Annotated in this window: 22 protein-coding genes; 2 read left to right on the top strand and 20 right to left on the bottom strand. The window is 46.5% G+C overall.

From position 1 onward, the window contains the following. The first annotated feature begins 31 nt into the window (after positions 1 to 31). Positions 32 to 841, top strand: coding sequence for a hypothetical protein (locus H8705_RS08020; protein ID WP_262395321.1), 810 nt, complete (start codon positions 32 to 34; stop codon positions 839 to 841). Positions 842 to 947: 106 nt separating this feature from the next. On the opposite strand, the gene H8705_RS08015 is transcribed toward H8705_RS08020, so the two are convergent. From H8705_RS08015 to H8705_RS07960, 12 genes are all read right to left on the bottom strand, one after another. Continuing rightward, the gene (locus H8705_RS08015; RefSeq protein WP_262395320.1) at positions 948 to 1,220 is read right to left on the bottom strand and encodes an HPr family phosphocarrier protein; all 273 of its coding nucleotides are present in this window, start codon (positions 1,218 to 1,220) and stop codon (positions 948 to 950) included. Between the two features lie 29 nt (positions 1,221 to 1,249). Then, a complete protein-coding gene (ptsP, locus tag H8705_RS08010; RefSeq protein WP_262395319.1) occupies positions 1,250 to 2,974 on the bottom strand; it encodes a phosphoenolpyruvate--protein phosphotransferase in 1,725 nt (574 codons plus the stop codon). Then, positions 2,971 to 3,636 (bottom strand): HAD family hydrolase, encoded by a 666-nt coding sequence (locus H8705_RS08005; protein ID WP_262395318.1) that lies wholly within the window; start codon positions 3,634 to 3,636, stop codon positions 2,971 to 2,973. Before H8705_RS08005 ends, ptsP begins: the two co-directional genes overlap by 4 nt. Next, positions 3,637 to 3,990 (bottom strand): hypothetical protein, encoded by a 354-nt coding sequence (locus H8705_RS08000; RefSeq protein WP_262395317.1) that lies wholly within the window; start codon positions 3,988 to 3,990, stop codon positions 3,637 to 3,639. 13 nt (positions 3,991 to 4,003) lie between these two features. Further along, entirely contained in the window at positions 4,004 to 4,657 is a 654-nt protein-coding gene (locus H8705_RS07995; RefSeq protein ID WP_262395316.1) for a hypothetical protein, read from the bottom strand. 29 nt (positions 4,658 to 4,686) lie between these two features. Beyond that, entirely contained in the window at positions 4,687 to 5,841 is a 1,155-nt protein-coding gene (locus H8705_RS07990) for an iron-containing alcohol dehydrogenase (protein WP_262395315.1), read from the bottom strand. A 13-nt stretch (positions 5,842 to 5,854) separates the two neighbouring features. Beyond that, a complete protein-coding gene (locus H8705_RS07985) occupies positions 5,855 to 6,508 on the bottom strand; it encodes an L-fuculose-phosphate aldolase (RefSeq protein WP_262395314.1) in 654 nt (217 codons plus the stop codon). Positions 6,509 to 6,517: 9 nt separating this feature from the next. Further along, a complete protein-coding gene (locus H8705_RS07980; RefSeq protein WP_262395313.1) occupies positions 6,518 to 7,597 on the bottom strand; it encodes a 2-hydroxyacid dehydrogenase in 1,080 nt (359 codons plus the stop codon). 72 nt (positions 7,598 to 7,669) lie between these two features. Further along, a complete protein-coding gene (locus H8705_RS07975; RefSeq protein ID WP_262395312.1) occupies positions 7,670 to 9,085 on the bottom strand; it encodes a PTS galactitol transporter subunit IIC in 1,416 nt (471 codons plus the stop codon). Positions 9,086 to 9,119: 34 nt separating this feature from the next. Continuing rightward, positions 9,120 to 9,416, bottom strand: coding sequence for a PTS fructose transporter subunit IIB (locus H8705_RS07970; RefSeq protein ID WP_262395311.1), 297 nt, complete (start codon positions 9,414 to 9,416; stop codon positions 9,120 to 9,122). 65 nt (positions 9,417 to 9,481) lie between these two features. Then, positions 9,482 to 9,952 carry a PTS sugar transporter subunit IIA gene (locus tag H8705_RS07965; protein WP_262395310.1) on the bottom strand — a complete coding sequence of 157 codons (471 nt, stop codon included), beginning with the start codon at positions 9,950 to 9,952 and terminating at the stop codon, positions 9,482 to 9,484. Continuing rightward, positions 9,945 to 12,056: a BglG family transcription antiterminator gene (locus H8705_RS07960; RefSeq protein ID WP_262395309.1), complete on the bottom strand. Its 2,112-nt coding sequence runs from the start codon at positions 12,054 to 12,056 to the stop codon at positions 9,945 to 9,947. The genes H8705_RS07965 and H8705_RS07960 overlap by 8 nt, the downstream gene beginning before the upstream one ends. Before the next feature lie 398 nt (positions 12,057 to 12,454). Between H8705_RS07960 and H8705_RS07955 the strand changes: the two genes are divergently transcribed. Next, entirely contained in the window at positions 12,455 to 13,816 is a 1,362-nt protein-coding gene (locus H8705_RS07955; protein ID WP_262395308.1) for an MATE family efflux transporter, read from the top strand. Positions 13,817 to 13,864: 48 nt separating this feature from the next. Here the strand turns inward: H8705_RS07955 and H8705_RS07950 are convergent, their stop codons facing one another. The 8 genes from H8705_RS07950 to H8705_RS07915 all read right to left on the bottom strand — a co-directional run bounded on the left by H8705_RS07950 (position 13,865) and on the right by H8705_RS07915 (position 22,801). Next, complete coding sequence (locus H8705_RS07950) at positions 13,865 to 14,611, bottom strand: hypothetical protein (RefSeq protein ID WP_262395307.1); 747 nt, start codon at positions 14,609 to 14,611, stop codon at positions 13,865 to 13,867. Positions 14,612 to 14,653: 42 nt separating this feature from the next. Then, positions 14,654 to 15,898, bottom strand: a complete 1,245-nt coding sequence (locus H8705_RS07945) for a glutamate-5-semialdehyde dehydrogenase (protein WP_262395306.1) — start codon at positions 15,896 to 15,898, stop codon at positions 14,654 to 14,656. An 18-nt stretch (positions 15,899 to 15,916) separates the two neighbouring features. Further along, the gene (proB, locus tag H8705_RS07940; protein WP_262395305.1) at positions 15,917 to 16,714 is read right to left on the bottom strand and encodes a glutamate 5-kinase; all 798 of its coding nucleotides are present in this window, start codon (positions 16,712 to 16,714) and stop codon (positions 15,917 to 15,919) included. Continuing rightward, the gene (locus tag H8705_RS07935) at positions 16,707 to 18,011 is read right to left on the bottom strand and encodes a hemolysin family protein (protein WP_262395304.1); all 1,305 of its coding nucleotides are present in this window, start codon (positions 18,009 to 18,011) and stop codon (positions 16,707 to 16,709) included. Before H8705_RS07935 ends, proB begins: the two co-directional genes overlap by 8 nt. A gap of 234 nt (positions 18,012 to 18,245) precedes the next feature. Continuing rightward, complete coding sequence (locus H8705_RS07930) at positions 18,246 to 20,375, bottom strand: polyribonucleotide nucleotidyltransferase (protein ID WP_262395303.1); 2,130 nt, start codon at positions 20,373 to 20,375, stop codon at positions 18,246 to 18,248. A gap of 174 nt (positions 20,376 to 20,549) precedes the next feature. Then, positions 20,550 to 20,816 carry a 30S ribosomal protein S15 gene (gene rpsO / locus H8705_RS07925; protein ID WP_262395302.1) on the bottom strand — a complete coding sequence of 89 codons (267 nt, stop codon included), beginning with the start codon at positions 20,814 to 20,816 and terminating at the stop codon, positions 20,550 to 20,552. Positions 20,817 to 20,985: 169 nt separating this feature from the next. Continuing rightward, on the bottom strand, positions 20,986 to 21,927 hold the full coding sequence (gene ribF, locus H8705_RS07920; RefSeq protein ID WP_262395301.1) for a riboflavin biosynthesis protein RibF: 942 nt from the start codon (positions 21,925 to 21,927) through the stop codon (positions 20,986 to 20,988). 124 nt (positions 21,928 to 22,051) lie between these two features. After that, complete coding sequence (locus tag H8705_RS07915; protein WP_262395300.1) at positions 22,052 to 22,801, bottom strand: cupin domain-containing protein; 750 nt, start codon at positions 22,799 to 22,801, stop codon at positions 22,052 to 22,054. Positions 22,802 to 22,905 lie beyond the last annotated feature (104 nt).

The raw sequence follows: 22,905 nt of genomic DNA, 5'->3' as shown, positions 1-22,905 counted from the left end.
TATTTTGCCGTCATCCGGCTTGGAGGTTCTAATGAACTATAAATTATCGAGAATTATCTTTCTTTTTTCGGCAATCGCCTGTATCATTATCCGGGCGGTGTTGAAAATATTTTCTGTGGACCCGGTCAGCGGGTTTTATGAAGGATACGATTTTGTGGTCGCCGTTTTTAATATCCTTATGTTGGCATCCTGTGCCGGTATCTTTATATGTGCCTATATAAAGCCGGAAAAGCGAATCCCGTCGGTCGGCCTTTCCCCGTCTTTGCGGGCCGCGGCTATTTTTACCGGCATCGCCATGGAGCTTGTATCTGTGACGGATATGATTAGTGTTTTTCGGGAAACTTTTAATTTTGGCGCGCCGTTTAATATTGCCTTGCTGCTATTTAGCCTGTGCGGAATCGCCTCCGGCGTAGTTTTCCTCCTGCTGGGAATGCGCTGCCAAGAGGACGGTTCCCTTGTCCCGGTAAATGGAATTGCCATGCTGCTGCCGCTGGTTTGGCAGTTGTACCACCTGCTGGCTTCTTTTATGGAATATACCGCAATTCAAAGCGTTTCCGACCAGTTGCTTTGCTCTCTCTCCTTAATTGCGCTGGTGGTTTTCCTGTTCGTTCATGCTAGAGTAGCGGCAAATTTATCCACTGCGAAAACCTACCGCCAGTTATTTGCCTTTGGCCTTATTTTTTCTCTTCTAGCTTTTACCACCTGCGCCGGATACGTAGCGGGTTATCTTACGCAGAAAAATAATGATCTGGCGTTTAATGGCTATGAAGTATTTTTACTCTTTTGTTTGGCCTTTTACGCTATGGCCTTTGTGTTCGCATCTAAGCCCTCAGAAAAATAATAACTAACAAAGCCGAAAGGCCCTTTGCTTTTGCAAAGGGCCTTTCGGCTTTCTTGGGGGAGATGTTTCTTTGAGTGGGGTAATATCTTTTAGAGAGAGTATGGGCTTATAATTCGCCAAACCCAGAATGGATCAGATCCACCAGGGTATCCACCGCCTGAGTCTCGTCCTCACCGTCGGCGCTGATCTGGACAAGCTCTCCCTGTCCTGCTCCCAATGAAAGGAGCATAACGATGGATTTGGCGTTTACTTCCTCCCCGCTGGAAAGAAGTTTTATCAATAGTTTGGATTTAAACTGCTTCGCACAGGCGATAAATTCCGAGGCCGGTCGGGCATGAAGCCCGGTTTCATTTTTCACAGTAGCTGTTTTTGTATACATATGCTTTCTCCTGTTCCTAAGATTCGTGATTATAATAGCTGTTGTAATTCTTCTTGTAATAGCCTCCGGACATCTTGCGCCAGCGCCGTATGCTGCACCTTCTGCGCAATTTCCTTTGCCCGTTCATAGGACAGTCCCGTGATCAGTTTTTTAATATGCGGCACCGAGGACGCTCCCATGCTCAACCGGGTGATTCCAAGTCCAATAAGTACTGCGGCGCTCAATGGATCGCCGCCCATTTCTCCGCATACGCCAATCTCCTTCCCTTCTGAAAGAAACGGCTGGGCCGCATATCCAATCAGTCGGAACATGGCGGGATGAAAACTTCGATAATATTCTGCTACAGCCGGGTTCATTCGGTCGGTAGCGGTAAGATACTGGCACAAATCGTTGGAACCAATGCTGGCGAAATCCACTTCTTTGGCAATCTGATCCGCCATCAGGGCAATGGCCGGAATTTCTATCATAACCCCCAGTTTCATGTCTTCGCTATAGGGGATGCCTTCCATTTCCAATTCATTTTTTGCTTCCTGTACGGCTGCTTTCGCCTGGTGAATATCCTCCATACTGCTTACCATAGGAAACATCATCCATAAATTACCATACACCGAAGCCCGCAGCGCCGCCCGCAGCTGGGTCTTAAACATTTGAGGGTGGGAAAGGCACAGCCGCAGTGCCCGGTTGCCTAAAAATGGATTTTCTTCTTTGGGAAGCGCCAGACAATCCAGCTTTTTATCCCCGCCGATATCCAGCGTGCGCAGGGTAACTGGCCGTCCTTGAAATGCCTCTAATACTTTACGATATACTTGAAACTGCTCTTCTTCCGTGGGAAGCCGATCCCTTCCCATATATAAAAACTCAGTTCGGAATAAACCCACTCCATCGGTGTAAGCCGCTCCCGCCAGCTCTTGGGGAGTAGCGCAGGCAATATTCAATTCCACTTCTATGCGCCGACCATCCGGCGTTACCGGTTCCACATTGAGATATTTTTTTACCTGGGACATATGAAGCAGGTATTCCTCTCGGCGGCGGGAATACTGTTCTATTTCCTGCGGGGTTGGGTCGCAGTACAGCCTGCCCTCTACCGCATCTACAATTACCGTCTGATCTTCCTGCAGCCGCTCGGTTATTCCCGCTACTCCTAAAAGCGCTGGAATTTCAAAGCTTCGGGCGATAATCGCCGAATGAGAAGTTGCCCCTCCTACTTCTGTTACAATTGCTAATACCTTCTCCCGATCCAGCGTAGCCGTATCCGAAGGAAATAAATCCTTTGCTACCACGACTACAGGTTTGGGAAGGGAAGAAAGATTTTTTTCTTCTTTCCCCGCCCAACATCTTAAAAGACGGCTTCGCACATCTCTTAAATCTGCCGCCCGTTCTCTGATCAAAGGGTCCTTGGTTTTTTCCAGCAGATGGATATAGGCGCCGTATATTTCATCCACCGCCCGATCAGGCGGTGTCAGATCATCCTGGATCAGGCCGAGAATTTCTTCTTCCATTACCTCGTCAAAAAGCACATCCAGGTGAGCGGTAAAAATTTTTCCTTTTTCAGGATCTGTTGTTGAAAACGCTTCTATCATCCGCTCCAGCTCTTTTTTCGCTTTTTGTTTCGCCTGTTGATAACGCAGGACCATATCTTCCGTCTCGTCGGGGGAAATTTCTCCCTGCGAGGTTTCCCAGGAAAATGGTTCATAAATTATTACCGGCCCTACTCCAATCCCATTGGATACTGGATTCCCCTGTAAACTGGTCATAAACTTCCCCCTCCGATTAAAAATGAAGCCAATTCTTCCGGCGTATGCGCCTGAAAAACACAATCAAATCCCTCAAAAGGGCTTGCTCCCTGGGAAAATCCAAACCCATACATTTGGGCGATAAAAGCAATCCCTGCCTCTTTTGCCCCAAAGCCGTCATAATGGGTATCCCCCACCAGCACGGCCTGGGATTTATCATCACACGCAAGCGCCTGCAGCACTTGCAAAATCAATGTCTTTTTATCAATATGCTCCCCATGATTGGAGGCAATATAGTCAAATTCATCCCAGAGCCCCAATTCCTGTAAGGTGAGCTCGGTCATTCTGGCGTTTTTTACAGTGGCTACCCCAATCTTTCCGCCAAGTTTTTTTATTTCTTTGAGCAGCCGGTGAATCCCCGGATAAGGCTTCGTCTGCTTGTAACCCTGCTGCGCATAATTTTTTCGAAAAACCTCAATCATCCTCGGAACCTGTTCTTCCGTCACATGATAATACTCCTTTAATGCCTCGCTGAAGACTGGGCCCACAAATTTACGCAGGGTTTCCTGGGGCAGCCCGGCGAGCCCCAACTCTTTCTCCATCGCTTTCAAAGAATGGATAATTCCAAAGGAGGTATCTGCCAATGTTCCATCCAAATCAAATATTACAACGGGATACTTCATCTAGTTCTCCATTTCCAATCCCAACGCCTGCTGCGCGTTCTTTTTATAAACAGATAACTGGAACATAAATTCCTTGATCCGTTTTCCTTGGGACGGCCAACGTTTCTTTTCCGAAAAAATCTCACTCATTCTGGTTTCTTCTGAAATTAATTCCTGGAACAGCCTGATCTTTTCTTGGGAAGGATTTTCAGGGTCTTTCATCTGCGCCAATAGACATGCGCATTTTTCTTTGGACCTGTCAATAATTTCTACCGCCTGATGATATGCCCGGCTGAAAATAATATTACGGTAGACCGCAATTCCTACGGCGATCATTCCTGCGGCAATCCAAATAGCAGCTTCCATTGTGGACATTGCAATTCCTCCTTTACCCTAGGCTGGCCTCTTTTTTTCTCAGCTGCTCCGGCTCTCTGTGCGCCTTTTTTGTTCTATCTTCTTCGCCTGCAGCCAACATATTATACCTATAGTATTCTTTTCCAGCATAAAAACTTAAAGTAAATTTTGTTTTGTGTTCCCAAAAACCATTTACTACCAAGTAGCGAACTTCTTTTTCCGCTTTTATCTCTTTTTTCTTAGGCGACATCCATACCGCGGACATGGCTTCCCCTAATTTTCCCAATACTGCCGTCCGGGATACCCGGGCCAAATCCATAGCCTGTTCTACGGTATACACATGGATACTTTCCACATATTCCATAGGGACAATAAGAGAACTTTGCTTTTTCTCCCCATAAGTGATCTCCAAACAGTCCTCTTTAAAAAGGATCAGGCACTCTTCATTTTTGCGAAGTTCTCCCCGACCCTCGAAGCAGTCCCCCTTCATACATTTTCGAGCATTGTGTTCCTGCAAAAAGCAAGCGATTTCCTCTTTTTCCCGAGACATTCTCCACCGGCAGTAAATTGCCAGCGGAAGCGCTATCAAAAGTAAAATAAGAGATCCCAACAAACCGCTTACCAAAGCGCATAATACTCCGATGGAACAAACTACCGCTATGATACGCGCACATTTCTGAGTATCCATTTGATCACGCCTCCGCTTTCTATTTTTTGTCAGCCTTTGTATATTTTTAAAATGAGCTGCCTGAGCTCTTCCTGAGTGGGACGAATGGGGTTCCCGCCAATGGAGAGGTCTGTCATGGCCATAGAAGCGATCTTATCCACCTTATCCAAGAACGCCCCGTTATCCTTAAGATAATTGCTCAGGGAACTAGGAATATCCACTTGGCGGTTTAAATCCAAGATTGCCTGCTGGAAATTACCATACCCTACCATAGAAGCAAGCGTCTGATAACGCGCTTTGGCCTTTTCATCCCTAGAATTAAATTCCACCACAAAAGGCAGAACGATGGCGTTGGCAATCCCATGAGGGACCCCCAGCTCGCCGCCCAGGGAGTGGGCGATACTGTGTGTAATTCCCAGATTGCTGTTGGCAAACGCCATTCCGCCCAGACAGGCGGCTCCCAGCATTTTCTCCCGATAGGCCAGATTTTTCAGATCATGGTAGGATTTTGGCAGTGTCTCATAAGCCGCTGTAAATGCCGCCGTCGCCAGTGCATCGGAAAATAGATTGGCGTCTTTACACACATAAGCTTCCACCGCATGGGTAATAGCGTCCAGTCCGGACGCCGCCGTCAGGGACGCCGGCATGGAAATGGTCATAATCGGATCCAAAATTGCCATATCCGGGATCAGCCTGCGCTGCATATCCCGCACCGGAACCTTCAGATGCCGTTTTGTGTCCTTTACTACCGCCGATTTTGTGACTTCGCTTCCCGTCCCGCTGCTGGTTGGAATACAGATCAGTTTGGCTTTTTCCCGTAGTTTTGGGATAACGTTGGGGAAAGTAATATCTTCTAAGGTAGTCAGCTGCGGATTTTCGTAAAACGCCCACATCACCTTGGCCGCGTCCATAGCGCTGCCGCCGCCGAAGCCGATGATCCAGTCCGGCTCAAAGGCAATCATTTTTTTCGCACCCTCATAGATACATTCAAAGCTAGGTTCCGGTTCCACTCCAGTATAGGTCTCCCATTGGTACCCTCCCGCTTCCAAAGGCCGGGTAATTTTTTCCAGAAATCCCAGTTCTTCCATAATCTTTCCGGACTGAACGATAAATGCTCGTTTTCTTGTTCCCGGCAGGCTTTCCAGAACTGATAAGGCTCCTTCTCCAAAATGAATCAGGTCGGCTCCTAATTTTATAGAGTACATAATATTTCCCCTCTTAGGCCTTGGACGGCTGGCCGTAGGATTTAGCCCGCTCCCGTACCCTGCTCATCTCTTCGTCATCCAGGATAACCGGGTCTCCCACGCTGCGGGTCCTCAGGTAAATTCCAGCGATCCATTCCACCTTTTCCGCCAGAGCGAGAGCCTTTTTCAAGTTTACATCGCACACTAAAAGTCCATGGTTCGCTAAAAAGCAGGCTTTTTGGGGTCCCATTGCCTTAACCGCATTGATCCCCAGCTCAAGACTGCCGAAAGTAGCGTACTGTGCGCAATGCACGGTAGTGCCGCCAATCGCTCCCAGCATATAGTGTACCGAAGGCAGCTCCCAGCGCAAACATCCCATAACGGTAGAATTATCTGAGTGGGTGTGTACTACTGCATTCACATCTTCTTTGTTGCGGTATACTTCACTGTGGAGGTGGACTTCGCTGGACGGCTTAAACTTTCCATCTACAATATTGCCATCCAAATCCATAACTACTACATCTTCCGGTTTCGTTTCAAAGTAGCCTACACCGCTGGGGCTGATGGCCATCAGTTTTTTCTCCCGGTTATATACGCTGATGTTTCCAGAGGTTCCGTTTGTAAGCCCCTTAGAAAACATCTCTTTTCCATATTCTACTACGTCGATTCTTTCTTGTTCGAGAAGCATATTCATCCCTCATTTCCTATTTACTATCATATCGCTGGTCCCTGTTTCAAAGTATCGGTTTATAGTTTTTACCAGCAGTTTCGGTGATTTTGGCAGGGCATCCACTACATTTCCCGCAATATGGGAAGTCATAGTGATGTTGTCCAGGGCCAGCAAAGGATCATTTTCCTGCAGTGGTTCGTCCCAAAATACATCCAGCCCCGCCCCGCCGATCGTTTTATTTTGCAGCGCCTCTACCAGATCTTCTTTATTGAGCACCCTTGCCCGGGAAGTATTGATCAGATATGCCGTCGGCTTCATTAAAGAAATCAGGGACTTATTGATCATTCCTTCGGTTTCCTTGGTTACCCGCATATGTAAGGACACAATGTCCGACACCTTAAAAAGTTCTTCTAGCGGAATTAGTTCCACCTTATCCAGCCCGGCAGTTTCCAACACCTCCTGGGTGACATAAGGATCATAGGCGATGACCTTCATTCCAATTCCCAAAAGCTTTTGGGCTACCAGTTTTCCAATATGTCCCAGCCCCACAAGTCCAACTGTCATATCCCGCATAGAGGTGGTATAATCGGAGTTTACAAATTCTTTGCGCCATACTCCCTGACGAATAGCCGCATGGCTTCTGGCAATATTGCGGGTTTCCGCAAACATCAAACCAACCGCAAAATCGGAGGTGGCCTCCGCATTTCGGATCACATGCATCACCGGGATTCCCAATTCTGTAGCGGCGGCAACGTCGATCTGCTCCAGTCCGCCCCGGCAGGTTCCGATGAGCTTTAGCTTCTTGGCTTTTTCCAAGACGGTTCTGGGGATTGTCCCCAGGTGGGAAAGCAGATAATCCGCATCGGCGATTTCCTCTTCCAACCCTTGGGCCGGCGGTTCTGCCGTACTTCCGTTGGTCTCCACATTTAAAAGCTGTTTTTGCATTTCCGAACGGTTGTGGGCGCCCCACCACAGTTTCTTAATCTCAATTTGTGCATCCAAGTGGAGATCCCTTGCCGCCTCCTCCAGCATTTCCGGGGAAATGGATTGATCCCCTACCACAACAATTTTTACCGCTTCTCCCATATAAGTTCTCCTATCCGTCATCCAAATTCCTTCATCTACACACTTTGTGTTTAAACACAAAGTGTGTAGATAGAGTTTTAGTTTGTTAAGCCGCTATACCGCAGCTCCTTTGGCAGCCAATTTTTCTTTATAAGCATAAACGTTTTTCTCAAGGAACTCATCCATAACCGGTTTATTTTTTCTATACCAGAAATAAAGAGCAAAGTAAACTACAACACTGATCCCTATCCAAATGGGATTTTGGGAAAGGAACGCCCGATAGATCAAATGCATAAAGATGTTTGCGGCGATCATTCCAATTACCAGCAGAGCGCCTTCCGGAAGATCAATTCCTACGGACTTAGCCACCTGGGTATAAAATTCTGCGTTGGCAGAAGCGATGTACAAAGAACCGCAGAAAATAATAGAATAAGCGATAACAGACTTGAATATGTTTCCATCGCTCAGGCAGATGTTGATCTCAACACGATAAGCCAAAGCAGTAAAGGACATTACCGGCAAAACGATATTTCCGGGAAGAATAAAGGAAAGAACCAGGGTAATCGGGATCAGCAGAAGGCCGGTGGTCAAAGTCGCGGTTTCCCCATAACCCAAGGCGTCGTTTACCGCCAGATACCATTCACGCTGTTTTGTAGAACCCTTTACCGCTTTTTTAGAAGCATCGGTAATCGCGGTAAATGCGGAAGCGAAAATCGCGGCGATTTTCGGGAAAATTGCCATAACCGCTGCGGTTGCTACCGCGAACTGGCAAGTCTGGCCCCAAGCGGCAAGCTCGGTAAGATGATACATATTTCCGCAGATACCAATGATCGCGCCTACGATAAGGCCGATGGTCATAGGTTCGCCTAAAAATCCTAATTTTTTCTGAATGGGTTCTGGGCGAAGGTTAATCCTATCCGCGCCCAGCTTATTGAGCAGCCAGTCAAGAAGAATGCAGAATGGCACATGACCGATATGATGCGGTGCGGTCATAACAGTGCCGGGGTAGCCGTAATAGCTGGCCCAACGTTTTTGAATCACTTCTGCAAACAGCAGGATATATAAATTTTGTAAAACCATGCAGCCGATTGCCAGCCAGGTATTCCCGGTAGCTACATAGATCAGGGAGCCCCAAACAATAAAGGAGTAGTTATTCCACAGATCTGACGGCATAAATACATTGGTCCATTTACATAAGAAAAGCAAGAACTGGAGTAAAATCGCTACGCCGATAAAGATCATACCAATATCGGTAGAGTAAGCGATGGTCGCCGTGGACTGCCAGCCCAAATCCATCGCGGGGAGGTTGATGTTTGCTTCCTGCACCAGTTTATTTACTACCGGGGCAAGAATAGCACCATAGCTGCCGGTAATCATATTGAACCCCACTAATCCGACGCCAGCCAGAAGCCCAGACATAAATGCTTTTTTCACCGGTGTTTTCAGACACAACGCTACGATAAACAACATTACCGGGACAAAAATAGTAGATCCAAAAGCATCCAAGACACTTTTAAGTGTTTGCCACATAAAATATCCTCCTCTTTCTTTAATTTATAACCTTCTATTGCAGTGATTTCGCCACCTCTAATACCGCTTCAATGACACCTTCTTCATCCATACCCGTCAGCAACCCGATGGCATTGATACAGGGGATGTCAAAATCACCATGAACCGGGCTGGCATAACAGATGCAGTCGTATTTGGCCGCCGCCAAGGCATTTTGTATCTGCCCGTTGTTTACTTCTACCGCATCCATTTCATACCCCTCAGCCCGCAAGGCCTCCGCCAGCTTTTGTGAAATCATGGCAGAGCTGATGGTTCCGGAACCACACACTGATAAAATTCTGATTTTTTTCATTACTCTTTTCCTCCTCCATAATTGAAATATTTTCAAAGAACGCGCATTCTTTAAAGCCGAATAATTTACTCCTCTTCCAGACAGGAAAGCAGCTGCAATATTTCCTGTTTGTCTGTGGCCTGCCGTATTTTTTCCAGCCGCTTGGTATCCTTTAAAAGAGCCATCATTTTGCGCAGCATACTCAACTGCATCTTATTATCTTTTACCACCATGGGCATCAGGACCTGCGCTTTTATCTCCTCATCTGTGGTCCCCATCATCATAAAAGGGATCGGTTGTTTTGGAATTAATACACATACTGCAGGCTTTACCGCATAATCGGATGTGGTATGAGGAATTGCAATACCAATTCCCTTGCCGATCAACCCGGTGGGATACTGTTTTTCCCGTTCAATCACCCGCTGGGCATACCCTTCCTTTACATAGCCTTTTTTGTAAAGAATATCCGAAATATATTCAATAGCCTGGTCCGCCGTAGAAACGTCAACCCCTATGTGGATTAAGTCCTCGTCAAGCACACGCATCTCATTAATCATCCTCTTTCCCGTAAAGTTCATAAAATTTAATGATATCCAGAATCTCTCTTTTTGATTTTGCTTCTAAAATACACTTAAGAATATTTTTATCTGCGATCAGTTTTACCAGATGGAAGAACGCCAGCAAATGACTTCGGCCATTTTCCACGCTGAAACAAGCTACCAAGCGCACTGGATCGTTGGTTTCATGATGAAAACATACCGGTTCGTCCAACCGTATTAAACTGACGCTTAAATTCAGGCTCCCATCCAAAAATCCCGCATGAGCTACTGCCACCCCTGGAATGAATACAATATATGGTCCGTATTCTTTGACAAGCTGGATCATCTTGTCAATATATCTAGGCTGGATATCCTTATGCTGTAACAGCAGCTGGCCGGAGATCCGGATTGCTTCCTGCCAGTCCTGGGCGTGTACGTCCAGTTGGATAGTATCCTCGCATAATAATTCATGCAGATATTTTCCTTTCATTTCCGGGGATGATTTCCTTGTATACTTTTGATTGAGCTCCATCAAAAGTCTGCGGTATTCCTGGTTATCCTGGGAATCCGACTGCCCTACAATCTGATGATATTCCTGCACATAATTAAGAATCAAATCGCTTACAGGGTTCTGATTTTCTTCCTGCATCTTTTTGTGCATCACATCTCGTTTAATCACATTGCGCAGCAGTTCGATATCCTTTTCCGTTAACATGGGGCTGATATGAACCGACGGTATTTCCGGGTGTTCAATCCAAACGGTGGAAATTACCAGGTCCACATTGTCCAGATCATAGCCCATAAATTTATGTAAAGAAAGAATATCCTCAATCTCAATATTAAAATTCTGTTTCAGTTTCGCCTGAAGCAAAAGGGCCGTACACATCCCTGAAGAACATACAAGCACGGCTGAGATTGGCTTTTTCTGCTGGCGGGAGGTTTCCATAACCGCGATCAAATACATTACAATGTAAGAAATTTCATCCCGGTTGATCGTTTCCCCCAACAGTTTGTTCAGCGGTTTAATCTTTTCCTCCACCACAGAAAAAATATGAGGATAGGCCTCTTCCAACTCTTGAAGAAGTGGGTTTTTTACTGTCGGCTGACCGGAGCCCAGCCGCTGCAGAGAGGAATCGATATGATTGAGCAGGGAAGTATATTTAGCGAAAGAGATCTGATCCGCTATTTTAAGCGCTCCGCACACATCATAAACAAAGGCGGCCGCCTGCATCTGAAGATTTATCAAGTCCTTATCGCTTTGAATTTCATTTCTGATATATTTGCACCGCTCCAATAAACTGCACAGCGCATCTGTTTCTTTCTGGGAAAGGGGCAATGGCAGCTCCAATTCCTCAAACAATCGGTCCAATATCTCCTTTGCCATTTGAGAGAGCCCTTTTCCTGCCGCCGCAGGCGCTTTTCCCTGCATCCTGCCAGCGTTCCAGCGATTGGATACCGCGACTAGATAGTTCTCTACATCTTTAAACGAGCCGTCGGTAAGTTCAACATGATAGGCATGCTCCTGTTCTAAAAGAATATGCCGTACTCTTTCCCGGCTGCATCCGCGGCCGATCTCCTGTTCTACTAGGGAGGTGTAAGTAGAACTGAAATATTCTTTATTTCCGCTGTTTGGAATCAATTGAAGCAAAAAAGACCGAACAAGGTACTCCTCCCCCACCACCTCAAAACCAAATTTTGTTTTGGGACGGAGCTGGAGGCCGTGATCCTCAAAAAGTTCTTTGAGCTCTTTTATTTCGCTTACAATCGTGCTTTTGCTCACCGAAAGCCGCTCGGCCAGAGAAGATGTGGTCGTATAGCTATTGCTGCACAACATGATCAAAGCTTCTATCGCTTTCCGCTCCTCCATGGAAAGTTTATACTGATAGTAGTCGCTTTGCCCCATCAGCTCAGACACGGTTTTGGCAAATTCGGTTTCGCTTGCCACACTTACTTTTTTCGCTGCAATACGAATAACTGCTTTCCCCTCCAACAACTCATTGAGTACCTGGATATCCCCGCGGATGGTTCTCTCCGATACTTCAAATTCCTGGGCCAGTTGAATAAGATCCAGCTGTTTTTTCTCCTGCAGTCTGCTTAAAATATCACTTTGTCTCTTTTTCATGTTATGAACCAAGTATAGCACCCCCATTAGATAGAATAAATCTCAACTTTAGGTGTGTATTTGGAAATTTATTGAGCTTTTTGTTGTGTTTTCACCTATATAGTTGAATATTTTTATATATAATATACAATCATTTTATCTCCCATAAGAGGGACAATCCTTATTTATGATAATATATGGAGCTATTAATAGAAATAGGTCGTAAGCCTAAAACAAAAATTCACTAAAAATAAACCAATATATTTAGTAAAAACAACAATCTCCTTTTCCCATCGCAAATGATTTATAGTTCTTTTACCAAAATATCTTTCTTTATAAAAAATCTGAAAATTTTGCTTTGCAATTTAAGAAATGGCAATTTATAATTAAAACAGTAAAAGGAAAAGAGGCGTAACTCATTGACTACTGATTTAACCCAAGGCCCTCCTGGGAGACTGTTGTGGAAATTTTCTCTTCCTCTTCTTTGGAGCATTATCTTTCAACAGCTTTACAATATTGCGGACAGTGTCATTGCCGGACAATTTGTAGGGGAAAGCGCCCTAGCCGCTATTGGCGCGTCCTATCCGATTACCATGATTTTTATCGCCATCGCCACCGGCTCTAATATTGGCTGTTCTGTGGTGATTTCCCAACTGTTTGGAGCAAAGGATTACAAGGGGATGCAAACCGCGGTTTATACCTGTCTGATTTCTATTTTGGCATTAAGCGCTTTGCTGACTGTGGGCGGGCTGCTGGCCTGTAAACCTATGATGGCCCTTCTGAATACGCCGAAAAATATCTTTTCAGACGCCGCCCTTTATCTAAATATTTATATCGGCGGACTGATTTTTCTATTTAGTTACAATATCTGTACCGGTATTTTTACCGCCCTGGGGGATTCCAAGACGCCGCTTTATTTTTTAATTGCGTCCTCCCTGGGGAATATCGCTCTTGATCTTATTTTCGTTATCTATTTTCAGCTGGGTGTAGCGGGCGTTGCCTGGGCCACGTTCTTAGCTCAAGGGGCGGCTTCTGTATTAGCGCTGATCACCGTACTGCAGAGATTGAAGAAAATAGAAAAACCGCTTAATCCGAAAGATACCGAAGGAAAAAGTACTTCTTTTTTCTCTCTTTCCATGCTGGGGCGTATCGGAAAGATTGCGGTCCCCAGTATTTTACAACAGAGTTTTATCTCCGTAGGCAACCTGGCAATTCAGGGATTGATCAACACCTACGGTTCCAGTGTGATCGCCGGTTACTCGGCGGCAATAAAACTAAATACTTTCGCTTTAACCTCTTTTACCACCTTGGCTAACGGAGTTTCCAGCTTTACCGCCCAAAATATCGGCGCCGGCAAACTGGAACGGATTTCCAAAGGCACCCGCGCCGGACTGGTGATGTCTTTATGCGTAGCGGTGCCATTTATCGCCGTATTTTTCGGTTTCGGACATGCTATGATGGGAATATTTCTAGACGCTTCTACCGCAAGTCCGGAATCTTTCGCAGTTGGAGAAGAGTTTTTAAAAATAGTCTCCCCCTTTTATTTGGTTATTTCTATTAAACTAATCTGTGACGGTGTTCTCCGCGGTTCCGGCGCTATGATGGCATTTATGATTGGTACCTTTGCCGATTTGATATTGCGTGTGATCCTGTCCTTTGTCCTATCTGTCCCCCTAGGGGAAAGCGGAATTTGGCTTTCTTGGCCCATTGGCTGGACCATCGCTGCGGTATTATCCGGCTGGTTTTATCTAACGGGCGTTTGGAAACGGCATGTTGTATAAGGTAAAATAAAAAGCCCTCTGCCTTTAGGCAGAGGGCTTTTTTCCGTTTTATTCACTTTGTGAGTTCGTCTGTACTGTAGCGGGTATCCCTTGGAGAGCTTCCGCCCCGCTGGCAGTTTCATCCCTTGGCACGTCTCGGATTGCGGTGAGCTGATAATGATCTTTTACTTTAAGCAGTTCATAAATCATATACTTATCCGGGTTAGCGGCCTTGGTCTCGCCCCCAAAGCCCTGGGTCCAAGCGGTAGCCGGCGGTACATATCCTACCGTCAGGGACAAAACATCCCCCTTTTTGACCACCTTGACCACACTGGGGGTGTACAGTCCCCCCTGACTGGTTACCGGAACATAATAGGTTTTGGTTTCCTCGTCATAGTAATAGTTGGTTTCATAGTCGCCAAACGTCTTATGTTCCAATTTAATTTCTGGTCCAAACAGCTGTGCGCAAGCCACGTCTACATCCGAGGCGGGAACCATCAGCTGATTAAGGGAGTCAAATTCATAGGTATCCCGTTTTTCCCCCAGCAAGGTGCTCCACAAGGAGGCCCGAAGCAAAAGCACCGGATCCAAATCCGCAGCATTTTCAAACGGCGGAGGGTCAAACATTAATACCGGTCCGATAATCTGCTCAAACTTTTGTTTCTCCTTGGTATTATCCAGCATCCCACGGGTAAAGTTGATACAGACGATCACCACAGCGATCAGGCCGATCACCGATAATATCAGGAAAATCCCTCCTACCGGCGCGGCATATTTATTTTTTCGATAATGAATTTTGTTTTCCGCAGTGCTCATATTTTTTCCTTTCCGGCCACAAAACGCCATGGACAATTGCTATTATCTGATCTGGCCTTCTCCTGCCACTACAAACTTACAGGTGGTTAATTCTTCCAAGCCCATAGGTCCCCTGGCATGGAGCTTTTGGGTGGAAATTCCAATTTCCGCCCCCAGCCCAAATTCCCCTCCATCGGTAAAGCGGGTGGACGCATTGACATAGACTGCCGCCGCGTCAACTTGAGAAATAAACATCTGACTGCTTTGATAGCTGTCGGTGACTATTGCTTCGGAATGTCCGGTGGAATAGGCCTGAATATGTTCAATCGCCTGCTGAATTGTATCCACTATCCGCACAGCCAAAATATAATCTCCAAATTCTGTTTCCCAATCCTGTTGACTGGCAGGCGTGATCCCTGCAAGCAGGGCCATTGTCCGAACGCAGCCGCGGATTTCTACCTGATGCCGGTCCAGCGCCTGTTTCATTTTAGGCAGAAATTGGGGTGCAATCTGGCGATGCACCAACACCGTCTCAATCGCATTGCACACCGAAGGTCGGGAAGTTTTTGCGTTATCTACGATACGCACCGCCATCTCCAGATCAGCGGTTTCATCCACATATAAATGACAGTTTCCAACGCCTGTTTCAATCACCGGCACCGTAGCGTTCTGGAGCACAGCCTGAATCAGCCCTGCCCCTCCCCGAGGAATGAGAACATCCAGATAGCCGTTTAATTTCATCATATCGTTGGCACTCTGCCGGGACGTATCTTCCACCAACTGAATACAGTCTGCAGGCAGCCCCGCTTCATGGATAGCCTCCCGCATCAGGCCCGCCAGCATTTTATTTGAGTGGATCGCTTCTTTTCCGCCCCGTAAAATACAGGCGTTTCCTGCTTTCAAACAAAGTACCGCCGCATCCACCGTTACATTGGGTCTGGCCTCAAAAATCATTCCCACTACCCCTAGAGGCACACGGACTTTTGTAATCTTCAAGCCATTAGGGCGGGTTCCGCCGCCAATCACCTGGCCCACCGGATCCTCAAGAGAAATCACCTGCTCCACCGCGCTGGCAATCCCCAGGATACGCTCTTCGCTCAGGCGCAGCCGATCCTGCAGCGACTTGGACATTCCATTTTCCTGGGCGCTGTCTAAATCCTTCTGGTTTGCGCGCATAATGATCTCGGTGTTTTCCCGCAAAGTATCGGCGATCTTTTGGAGCGCCTCATCCTTGTGTCCTGTACAAACACAAGACAGGATACGGGATGCCGCTTTCGCTCTTTTCCCTATCTCCAATAAGCTATTCATTGCGCTTCACATCCTCTTTTATGTATCAGAGTGTTTTCCTCTAAAATAGGTACCAACCTTTTTTCCATCCAAAAAGTCATATAAATTATTGGGGTTGGCGCCATTTAAAATTACCATATCAATCCCATGCTCCCCCGCGTACTGCGCTGCATGAAGTTTGGTGATCATTCCGCCGGTTCCCCGGTTGCTTCCTGCGCCCGCCGCCGCCAGAACGATCTCATCGGTAATCTCTTCCACATATTCAATCAATTTCGCATCCGGATTGGTTTTCGGGTTGCTGTCATACAACCCGTCAATATCGGACAGCACGATCAGCAGGTCCGCCTCTGTCATCACCGCTACCATAGCGGACAGGGCATCGTTATCGCCAAACTCTATTTCTTCTGTAGATACTGTATCGTTTTCATTAACAATGGGGATGGCCCCCATTTCCAGCAAACGCCGGAAGGTATTCTGGACGTTTCGCTTACGGTCTGCGTTATCCACTACATCCCGGGTAAGCAGAATTTGTGCGGTAGTATGATTAAATTCGCTGAACATCTTATCATAAGTATACATCAGCTCACACTGACCTACCGCCGCCACCGCCTGTTTTGACGGCATATCCCTGGGCTTCTCCTTCATCCCCAACTTGCCGAACCCCACAGCGCCGGCGCCGGAGGAAACCATTACCAATTCCCTGCCGCTGTTTTTAATATCCGCCAGCACTTTTACCAGCTGTTCCACCCGTCGGATGTTAAGCATGCCGCTTTCGTGAGTCAGCGTGGACGAACCAATTTTTACTACGATCCGCTTTATCTGTTCTACCTTATTCATCGTCTTTTCGTCTCCTGCCGCCGTCGGCCGCGGCATCCTCGGTCTTTTGGGGAGTAACCTCCACCCTTAAGCTGAGGATTCGTTGTTCTTCCACAACCATAACGGTAATTTTCATATTTTTATAAGTAAACAACTCGTCTGCCACTGGGATGTGTCCCAACATTTCCAGCGCCCAGCCGCCTACCGTATTATACTCGCTTTTAAAATCTTTATCACTGATATCTAGTTGATCAAACAGCTCAAAAATATTCATATCCCCGTTGACCAGATAGGTATTCTTATCCGTCTGCACCAGCTCATGGATGACCTCATCCGTCTCATCCCATATTTCGCCCACCAGTTCTTCCAGAATATCCTCCATAGTAACAATTCCCATGGTGCCGCCATAGTCGTCGCTGACCACCGCAAACTGGAGCTTTTTGGCTTTCATCTCGCTGAGCAGCGAGGAAATTTTCATAGTTTTATGCACATACAGACAATCCGTAACCAAATTTTTCAAAGGGGACTGTTTTTTTCGGACCACTACTTCCAGTAAATCCCGGATTTTCACAATACCAATAATATTGTCAATCGTTCCCCGGTACACAGGGATACGGGAATAGTGTTCCTCCAATACTGTTTGGGTGGCCTCCTCCAAACTGTCATCTACATTTACCGCTACTACGTCCACACGCGGCACCAAAATCTCCTGAACTGTAATCTCATCGAAATCCAGCGCAGACTGGACCAAGTCGCTTTCCTGCTCCTCCAAAACGCCTTCCTCTTCGATGGATTCAATAATATATTTCAGTTCCTCTTCCGTTACGCTGGGCTGTTCTTCCCGATGGGAAAGGAAATGTGTTGCCACCTCCTTGATCTTCAAGAACACAAACACTACCGGAGAAAGCAGCTTAATCAGAAAGGCCAGCAGTCCGCCTACAGACAACGCCACCTTCTCGCTGTTTTCCATAGCGAAGCTTTTGGGAAGGATTTCACCAAAAATCAGCACCAGCGCCGTCATCACAAAGGTAGCGATGGCCGCGCCAGAGGCCCCGAACAAAGCGGTCGCTAAAACCGTAGCGATGGATGCGGACGCCATATTTACCACATTGTTTCCCACCAAAATTGTGGAAAGGGTCTTATCAAAATCTTCCGCGATCCCCAAGGCCCGTTTTGCTTTTCTATCTCCGTCCTGCGCATAATTTTTCATGCGGATTTTGTTCAAAGAAGAAAAGGCGGTTTCTGAAGCGGAGAAAAACGCCGACAAACATAATAGTACCAGCAGGGATGCCCCCAATAGCCAGCCTGTACTGTCCAAAAAAACTTCACACTCCATATACTATATGTATAATTTTAATTAAAATATAATACTTTTAGGAATAATACAACCTATTTAATCATAGCAAAATTATTGACCACTAACAAGAGATTATAACATGATTTAACATTAAATTCAAATAATACCCATGTTTTCCCCTCGCAGCGGCCAAACAAAAAAGCAAAATGCCGCCGCAAAGTAAAAACCCTTGCAGCGGCTTTGTTTTATTTGGTTTTAGGCTTCCTGCTGCTTGGCGGCATTTTTCTTCGCTTCCATAGCAAGCAGCGCGTCTTTCCGGGAAAGATTGATCCTTCCCTGGGAGTCGATTTCAGTTACCTTCACCAAGATCTCATCCCCTACCGCTACCACGTCTTCTACCTTTTCAACACGGTTCACATCCAGCTTAGAGATATGAACCAGCCCTTCTTTTCCGGGAGCCAGCTCTACAAAGGCGCCAAAGTTCATCAAACGGGTCACCTTTCCTTTATAGAACGCTCCTACTTCGGGATCGTTGACAATGGTTTCAATAATCATAATCGCGCGGTTAACGTCGTCCGCATTGATAGCGGAAACAAATACGTTGCCGTCGTCGTCAATGTCAATCTTAACGTTGCAGTCAGCGCAGATCTTTTGGATAACCTTACCGCCGGAACCAATCACCTCACGGATCTTATCCGGATGAATTTTAATATTTTTCATCTTTGGCGCATATTTGGACAATTCCTCTCTCGGGGCGCCGATCGCTTTGAGCATAATCTCATCCAAAATATACAAACGAGCTTTGTAGGTTTTCTCAAAAGCTTCTTTGATCATATCGTAGGTCAGTCCGTCGATCTTCAGGTCCATCTGGATGGCGGTAATACCCTTATGGGTACCGCCAACCTTAAAGTCCATATCTCCGAAGAAATCTTCCAGCCCCTGGATATCCACCATGGTCATCCAGCGGTCGCCCTCAGTGATCAGGCCGCAGGAAATTCCCGCAACCGGAGCTTTAATAGGAACCCCCGCATCCATCAACGCCAGGGTAGAACCGCAGATAGAACCCTGGGAGGTGGAACCATTGGACGAAAGAACTTCCGAAACCAAACGAATAGTATACGGGAACTGCTCAACCGAAGGGATCACCGGCTCCAGCGCGCGTTCCGCCAAAGCGCCATGTCCGATCTCACGGCGGCCCGGACCTCTGCTCGGACGGGTTTCCCCTACCGAGTAGGACGGGAAGTTATAGTGATGCAGATACCGTTTTTCTTCCTGGCTGTCAATTCCATCCAGTCTCTGCGCTTCGCTGACTGTCCCCAGCGTCGCTATAGTAAGCACCTGGGTCTGGCCGCGGGTAAACATACCCGAACCATGAACTCTCGGCAGAAGGCCAACTTCGGCTGCCAGAGGACGGATTTCATCAATAGCACGACCATCTACGCGCTTGCCATCATCCAAAAGCCATCTTCTTACTACATATTTTTGCAGTTTGTAAATCGCCTCGTCGATTACTGCTTCCTGTTCCGGATATTTTTCATCAAATTTGGCGTGTATTTCGTCTATAATCGGAGCCAGCCGAGCGTCACGAACCGTTTTGTCATCGGTGTCCAGCGCTTCTCTCACCTGATCGATGGCAAACGCTTTAATCTCTTCAAACATATCGTGATCGACTTCCTGAGATTCGAATTGGAATTTCGGTTTGCCGATCTCTTCCTGCACCTTTTTAATAAAAGCAACCATCTTTTTAATCTCATCATGGGCTTTGATGATTGCGTCCAGCATAACTTCGTTGCTGACTTCATTGGCGCCCGCCTCGATCATACAGATCTTGTCCGCATTGGCGGCAACCGTCAGGTTTAAATCACTTTTTGCTCTCTGCTCCGCATTGGGGCAAACAATAATCTCACCGTCAACCAAACCGACGTTAGCCCCGGCAATCGGTCCATTCCAGGGGATATCTGAAATAGACAGAGCAAAAGAAGTACCAATCATGCCTGCGATTTCCGGCAGGCAATCAGGGTCTACCGACATTACTGTCATTACTACCGAACAGTCGTTTCTCATATCTTTAGGGAAGAGAGGACGAATAGGCCGGTCCACCAAACGGGAAGCCAGAATAGCCTTGTCCGAGGGACGGGCTTCTCTCTTCAGAAAAGAGCCGGGGATTTTACCTACAGAATACAGTTTTTCTTCAAAGTCTACCGACAAGGGGAAGAAATCGATTCCTTCTCTTGGCTTGAGAGATGCGGTTACATTTACCAAAACAACCGTTTCACCATAGCGTACCAACACCGACCCGTTGGACAGGCAGCACATTTTACCGGTTTCAAAGACCATCTTTTTTCCGGCAAACTCTGTTTCATAAACCTTATAGTTTTCAAACATTGTGGTTCCTCCATATTTTTATTTTATTCTTAAGCGGAGCAACCAACATTTTAGCAATAACTTGAAGGTTTGAAGCTCTTCAAGCATTCAAGTAACTGCTAAAAAGCCGCTGGTCTCCGCTGAATTACGTGCGGGAAGGCAGACGGAACCCCGTCTGCCTCCCTCAAATCATACTTACTTACGCAGGCCTAATTTCGCTACCAGAGCACGATAACGCTCAACATCCTTTTTCGCCAGGTAGTTAAGCAGGTTTCTTCTTTTACCAACCATTTTCAGCAGTCCGCGACGGCTGTGATGGTCTTTCTTATGAACCTTGAAATGCTCCTGCAGATCGTTAATTCTTTTAGTCAGAATAGCAATCTGGACTTCCGGAGATCCGGTATCATTTTCATGGGTTTTGTTCGCCAGGATAACTTCCTGTTTTTCTTCTTTTCTCATCATAGTTTCTAATCACCTCATAAATATTTACGCCTTTATCTCAGGGACAGGCGGGTGATCTCCCCGCAAGCTGAAGCACAGCTGTTCCGGGCAAATATCCTGTCTCCGTGAAAAAGGTCATATCGATTTTTTATTATACCATAGCTAAATTTATTTGTAAAGTTTTCATGGATTATTTTTCGTTATTTTTTGCAATATATTCCTGCGCGATTGGCAAAGAAGCTAAAATATCCCGCTGTATCTGTTCTTTGAGCTCTTTTACACTGGGATATTTCTTTTCTGGGCGCAGAAAATGAAGCAGCCGTACGTCCACCTGTTTACCGTACAAATTTCCCTGATAACCGTAAATATAAGTTTCCGATATCACTCTAGGGTCCTGATCCACCGTTGGGCGCAGCCCAACGTTGGTCACTGAAGGGAGCCAGCCCTTTTCCACCTTCGTAATAGATGTATACACCCCATGCTTTAATGCTACAAAATTTGCCGGCATACACTGGTTAATCGTAGGGCTGTCTATGGTGCGGCCTAACTGTTTTCCTTTGGTCACTTTAAAATTGTACCCAAACGCCCGGCCCAGCAGTCGGTTTGCCTGCTCCACCTGTCCTTCCTTCAAAAGGGTGCGTATCCTGGTGGAACTGATAGGACGCCCCTCCATCTCTACCGCGTCTACCACCTCTACCGAAATTCCATAAGGCGCGCACAGCTCTTTTAACTCCTCAGGCCCGGCGACAGCGCCTTTTCCAAAATGAAAATCATACCCACAGCATACCCATTTTGCATGGAGCAAATCTACTAGAACCTGTTTTACATAATCCGCAGGAGACATTTCTTTAAATTCGTCAAACTCCGGGCAGAGCATCATCCGCACGCCCCAGCTTTTGAGCAGTTCTTCCTTCTGGGCCTCAGTAAGCAGTTCCCCCGCCCCTAATTTGGACTTCGGATGGCTGCCTGACATCGTAAAAGTAAATACACACGAGCATATTCCGTCGCCCTCATAGCTTAGCGCCCTGCGGATGACCGCTTCATGCCCCAGATGCAGGCCGTCGAAAAAGCCCAGCGCTACGGCGGTATGACGACAGTTCACCTGCCCGTCCAATTCATGGATTACCAGCACGCCATCCTGCCTCCTATCCCACAACAAAATTGCATATCAACTATACTATATCTTTATTCTTTCCCATCGTCAATCATTTTTCCATAAAAAAGGCGGCGTATACACGCCGCTCTTTTTTTAAATTTTATTGGAAATCATAGAAAGGACAGCATTCCATCCCAGGAACCACCATTTCAAACCAAATATAATCAATATGCTTTTCCGGATCCGTGAGAACAATATGTTCCGCATTGTTGGGAATACAGATCCAATCCCCCTCGTTTACCTCTACCTCTTCGTCATCCGCACGGAAATGGAAAGGATCGGTCCCAGGCAGAGCACAGAACCACTGATAAAGTTCCGGATGAGAATGGGGCTCCAAGCGCGCTTCGCCAGGGCCTACCACTTCGCCTAAGCTCATACGGCTTACATAATACTGGGGAAGAACAGAATAAGTGCGCAGCGCTTCATCACGGAAACCTTCCACATAAATATGCCAGTTGCTCAAAGTGTTAAACCAAGGCAATACTATATGATATTTTTCAAAGTTTGCTTTATCCTTTTCCGACAGAGTCTGTACCAACTGAAGATATACTAATTCCGTATCCGCTTCAAAGGTGTAGTCCTGTTCGTCCATACGTGGGCAAAATACGCACCGCTCGGTGATTTCAAAAGTTTTTTTAGGTGTAACTATCCGGCCTGTACCGCTGATGAAAAAGAATACATGCAAACGCTGCGATTCCTTTTCCGGATGGATTTTACTGCCCGCCTTTAAAATACAGCGGTAAGTGCTGACTCCTTCCATAGAGCCCGGCAGCATTTCGCCCCGCTGCAAGCCGTTTCCTTCGTCTTTAAAGGGAATATCGGATTTTTTCAGGAATTTGATTTTTTCCATCTTCACACATCTCCATTTCTTTAATTGCATTGATAAAGCCACTTATATTTTTCCACTTAAAAGGAACCTGTAAAAAACCCTCTTCCTACAGGTTCCTTTCATTT

This window comes from Youxingia wuxianensis (genome assembly GCF_014385085.1).
GTDB lineage: Bacteria > Bacillota > Clostridia > Oscillospirales > Ruminococcaceae > Youxingia > Youxingia wuxianensis.
Note: the sequence above shows the minus strand (reverse complement) of the source record. Positions and strands in the feature narration are given on the sequence as shown.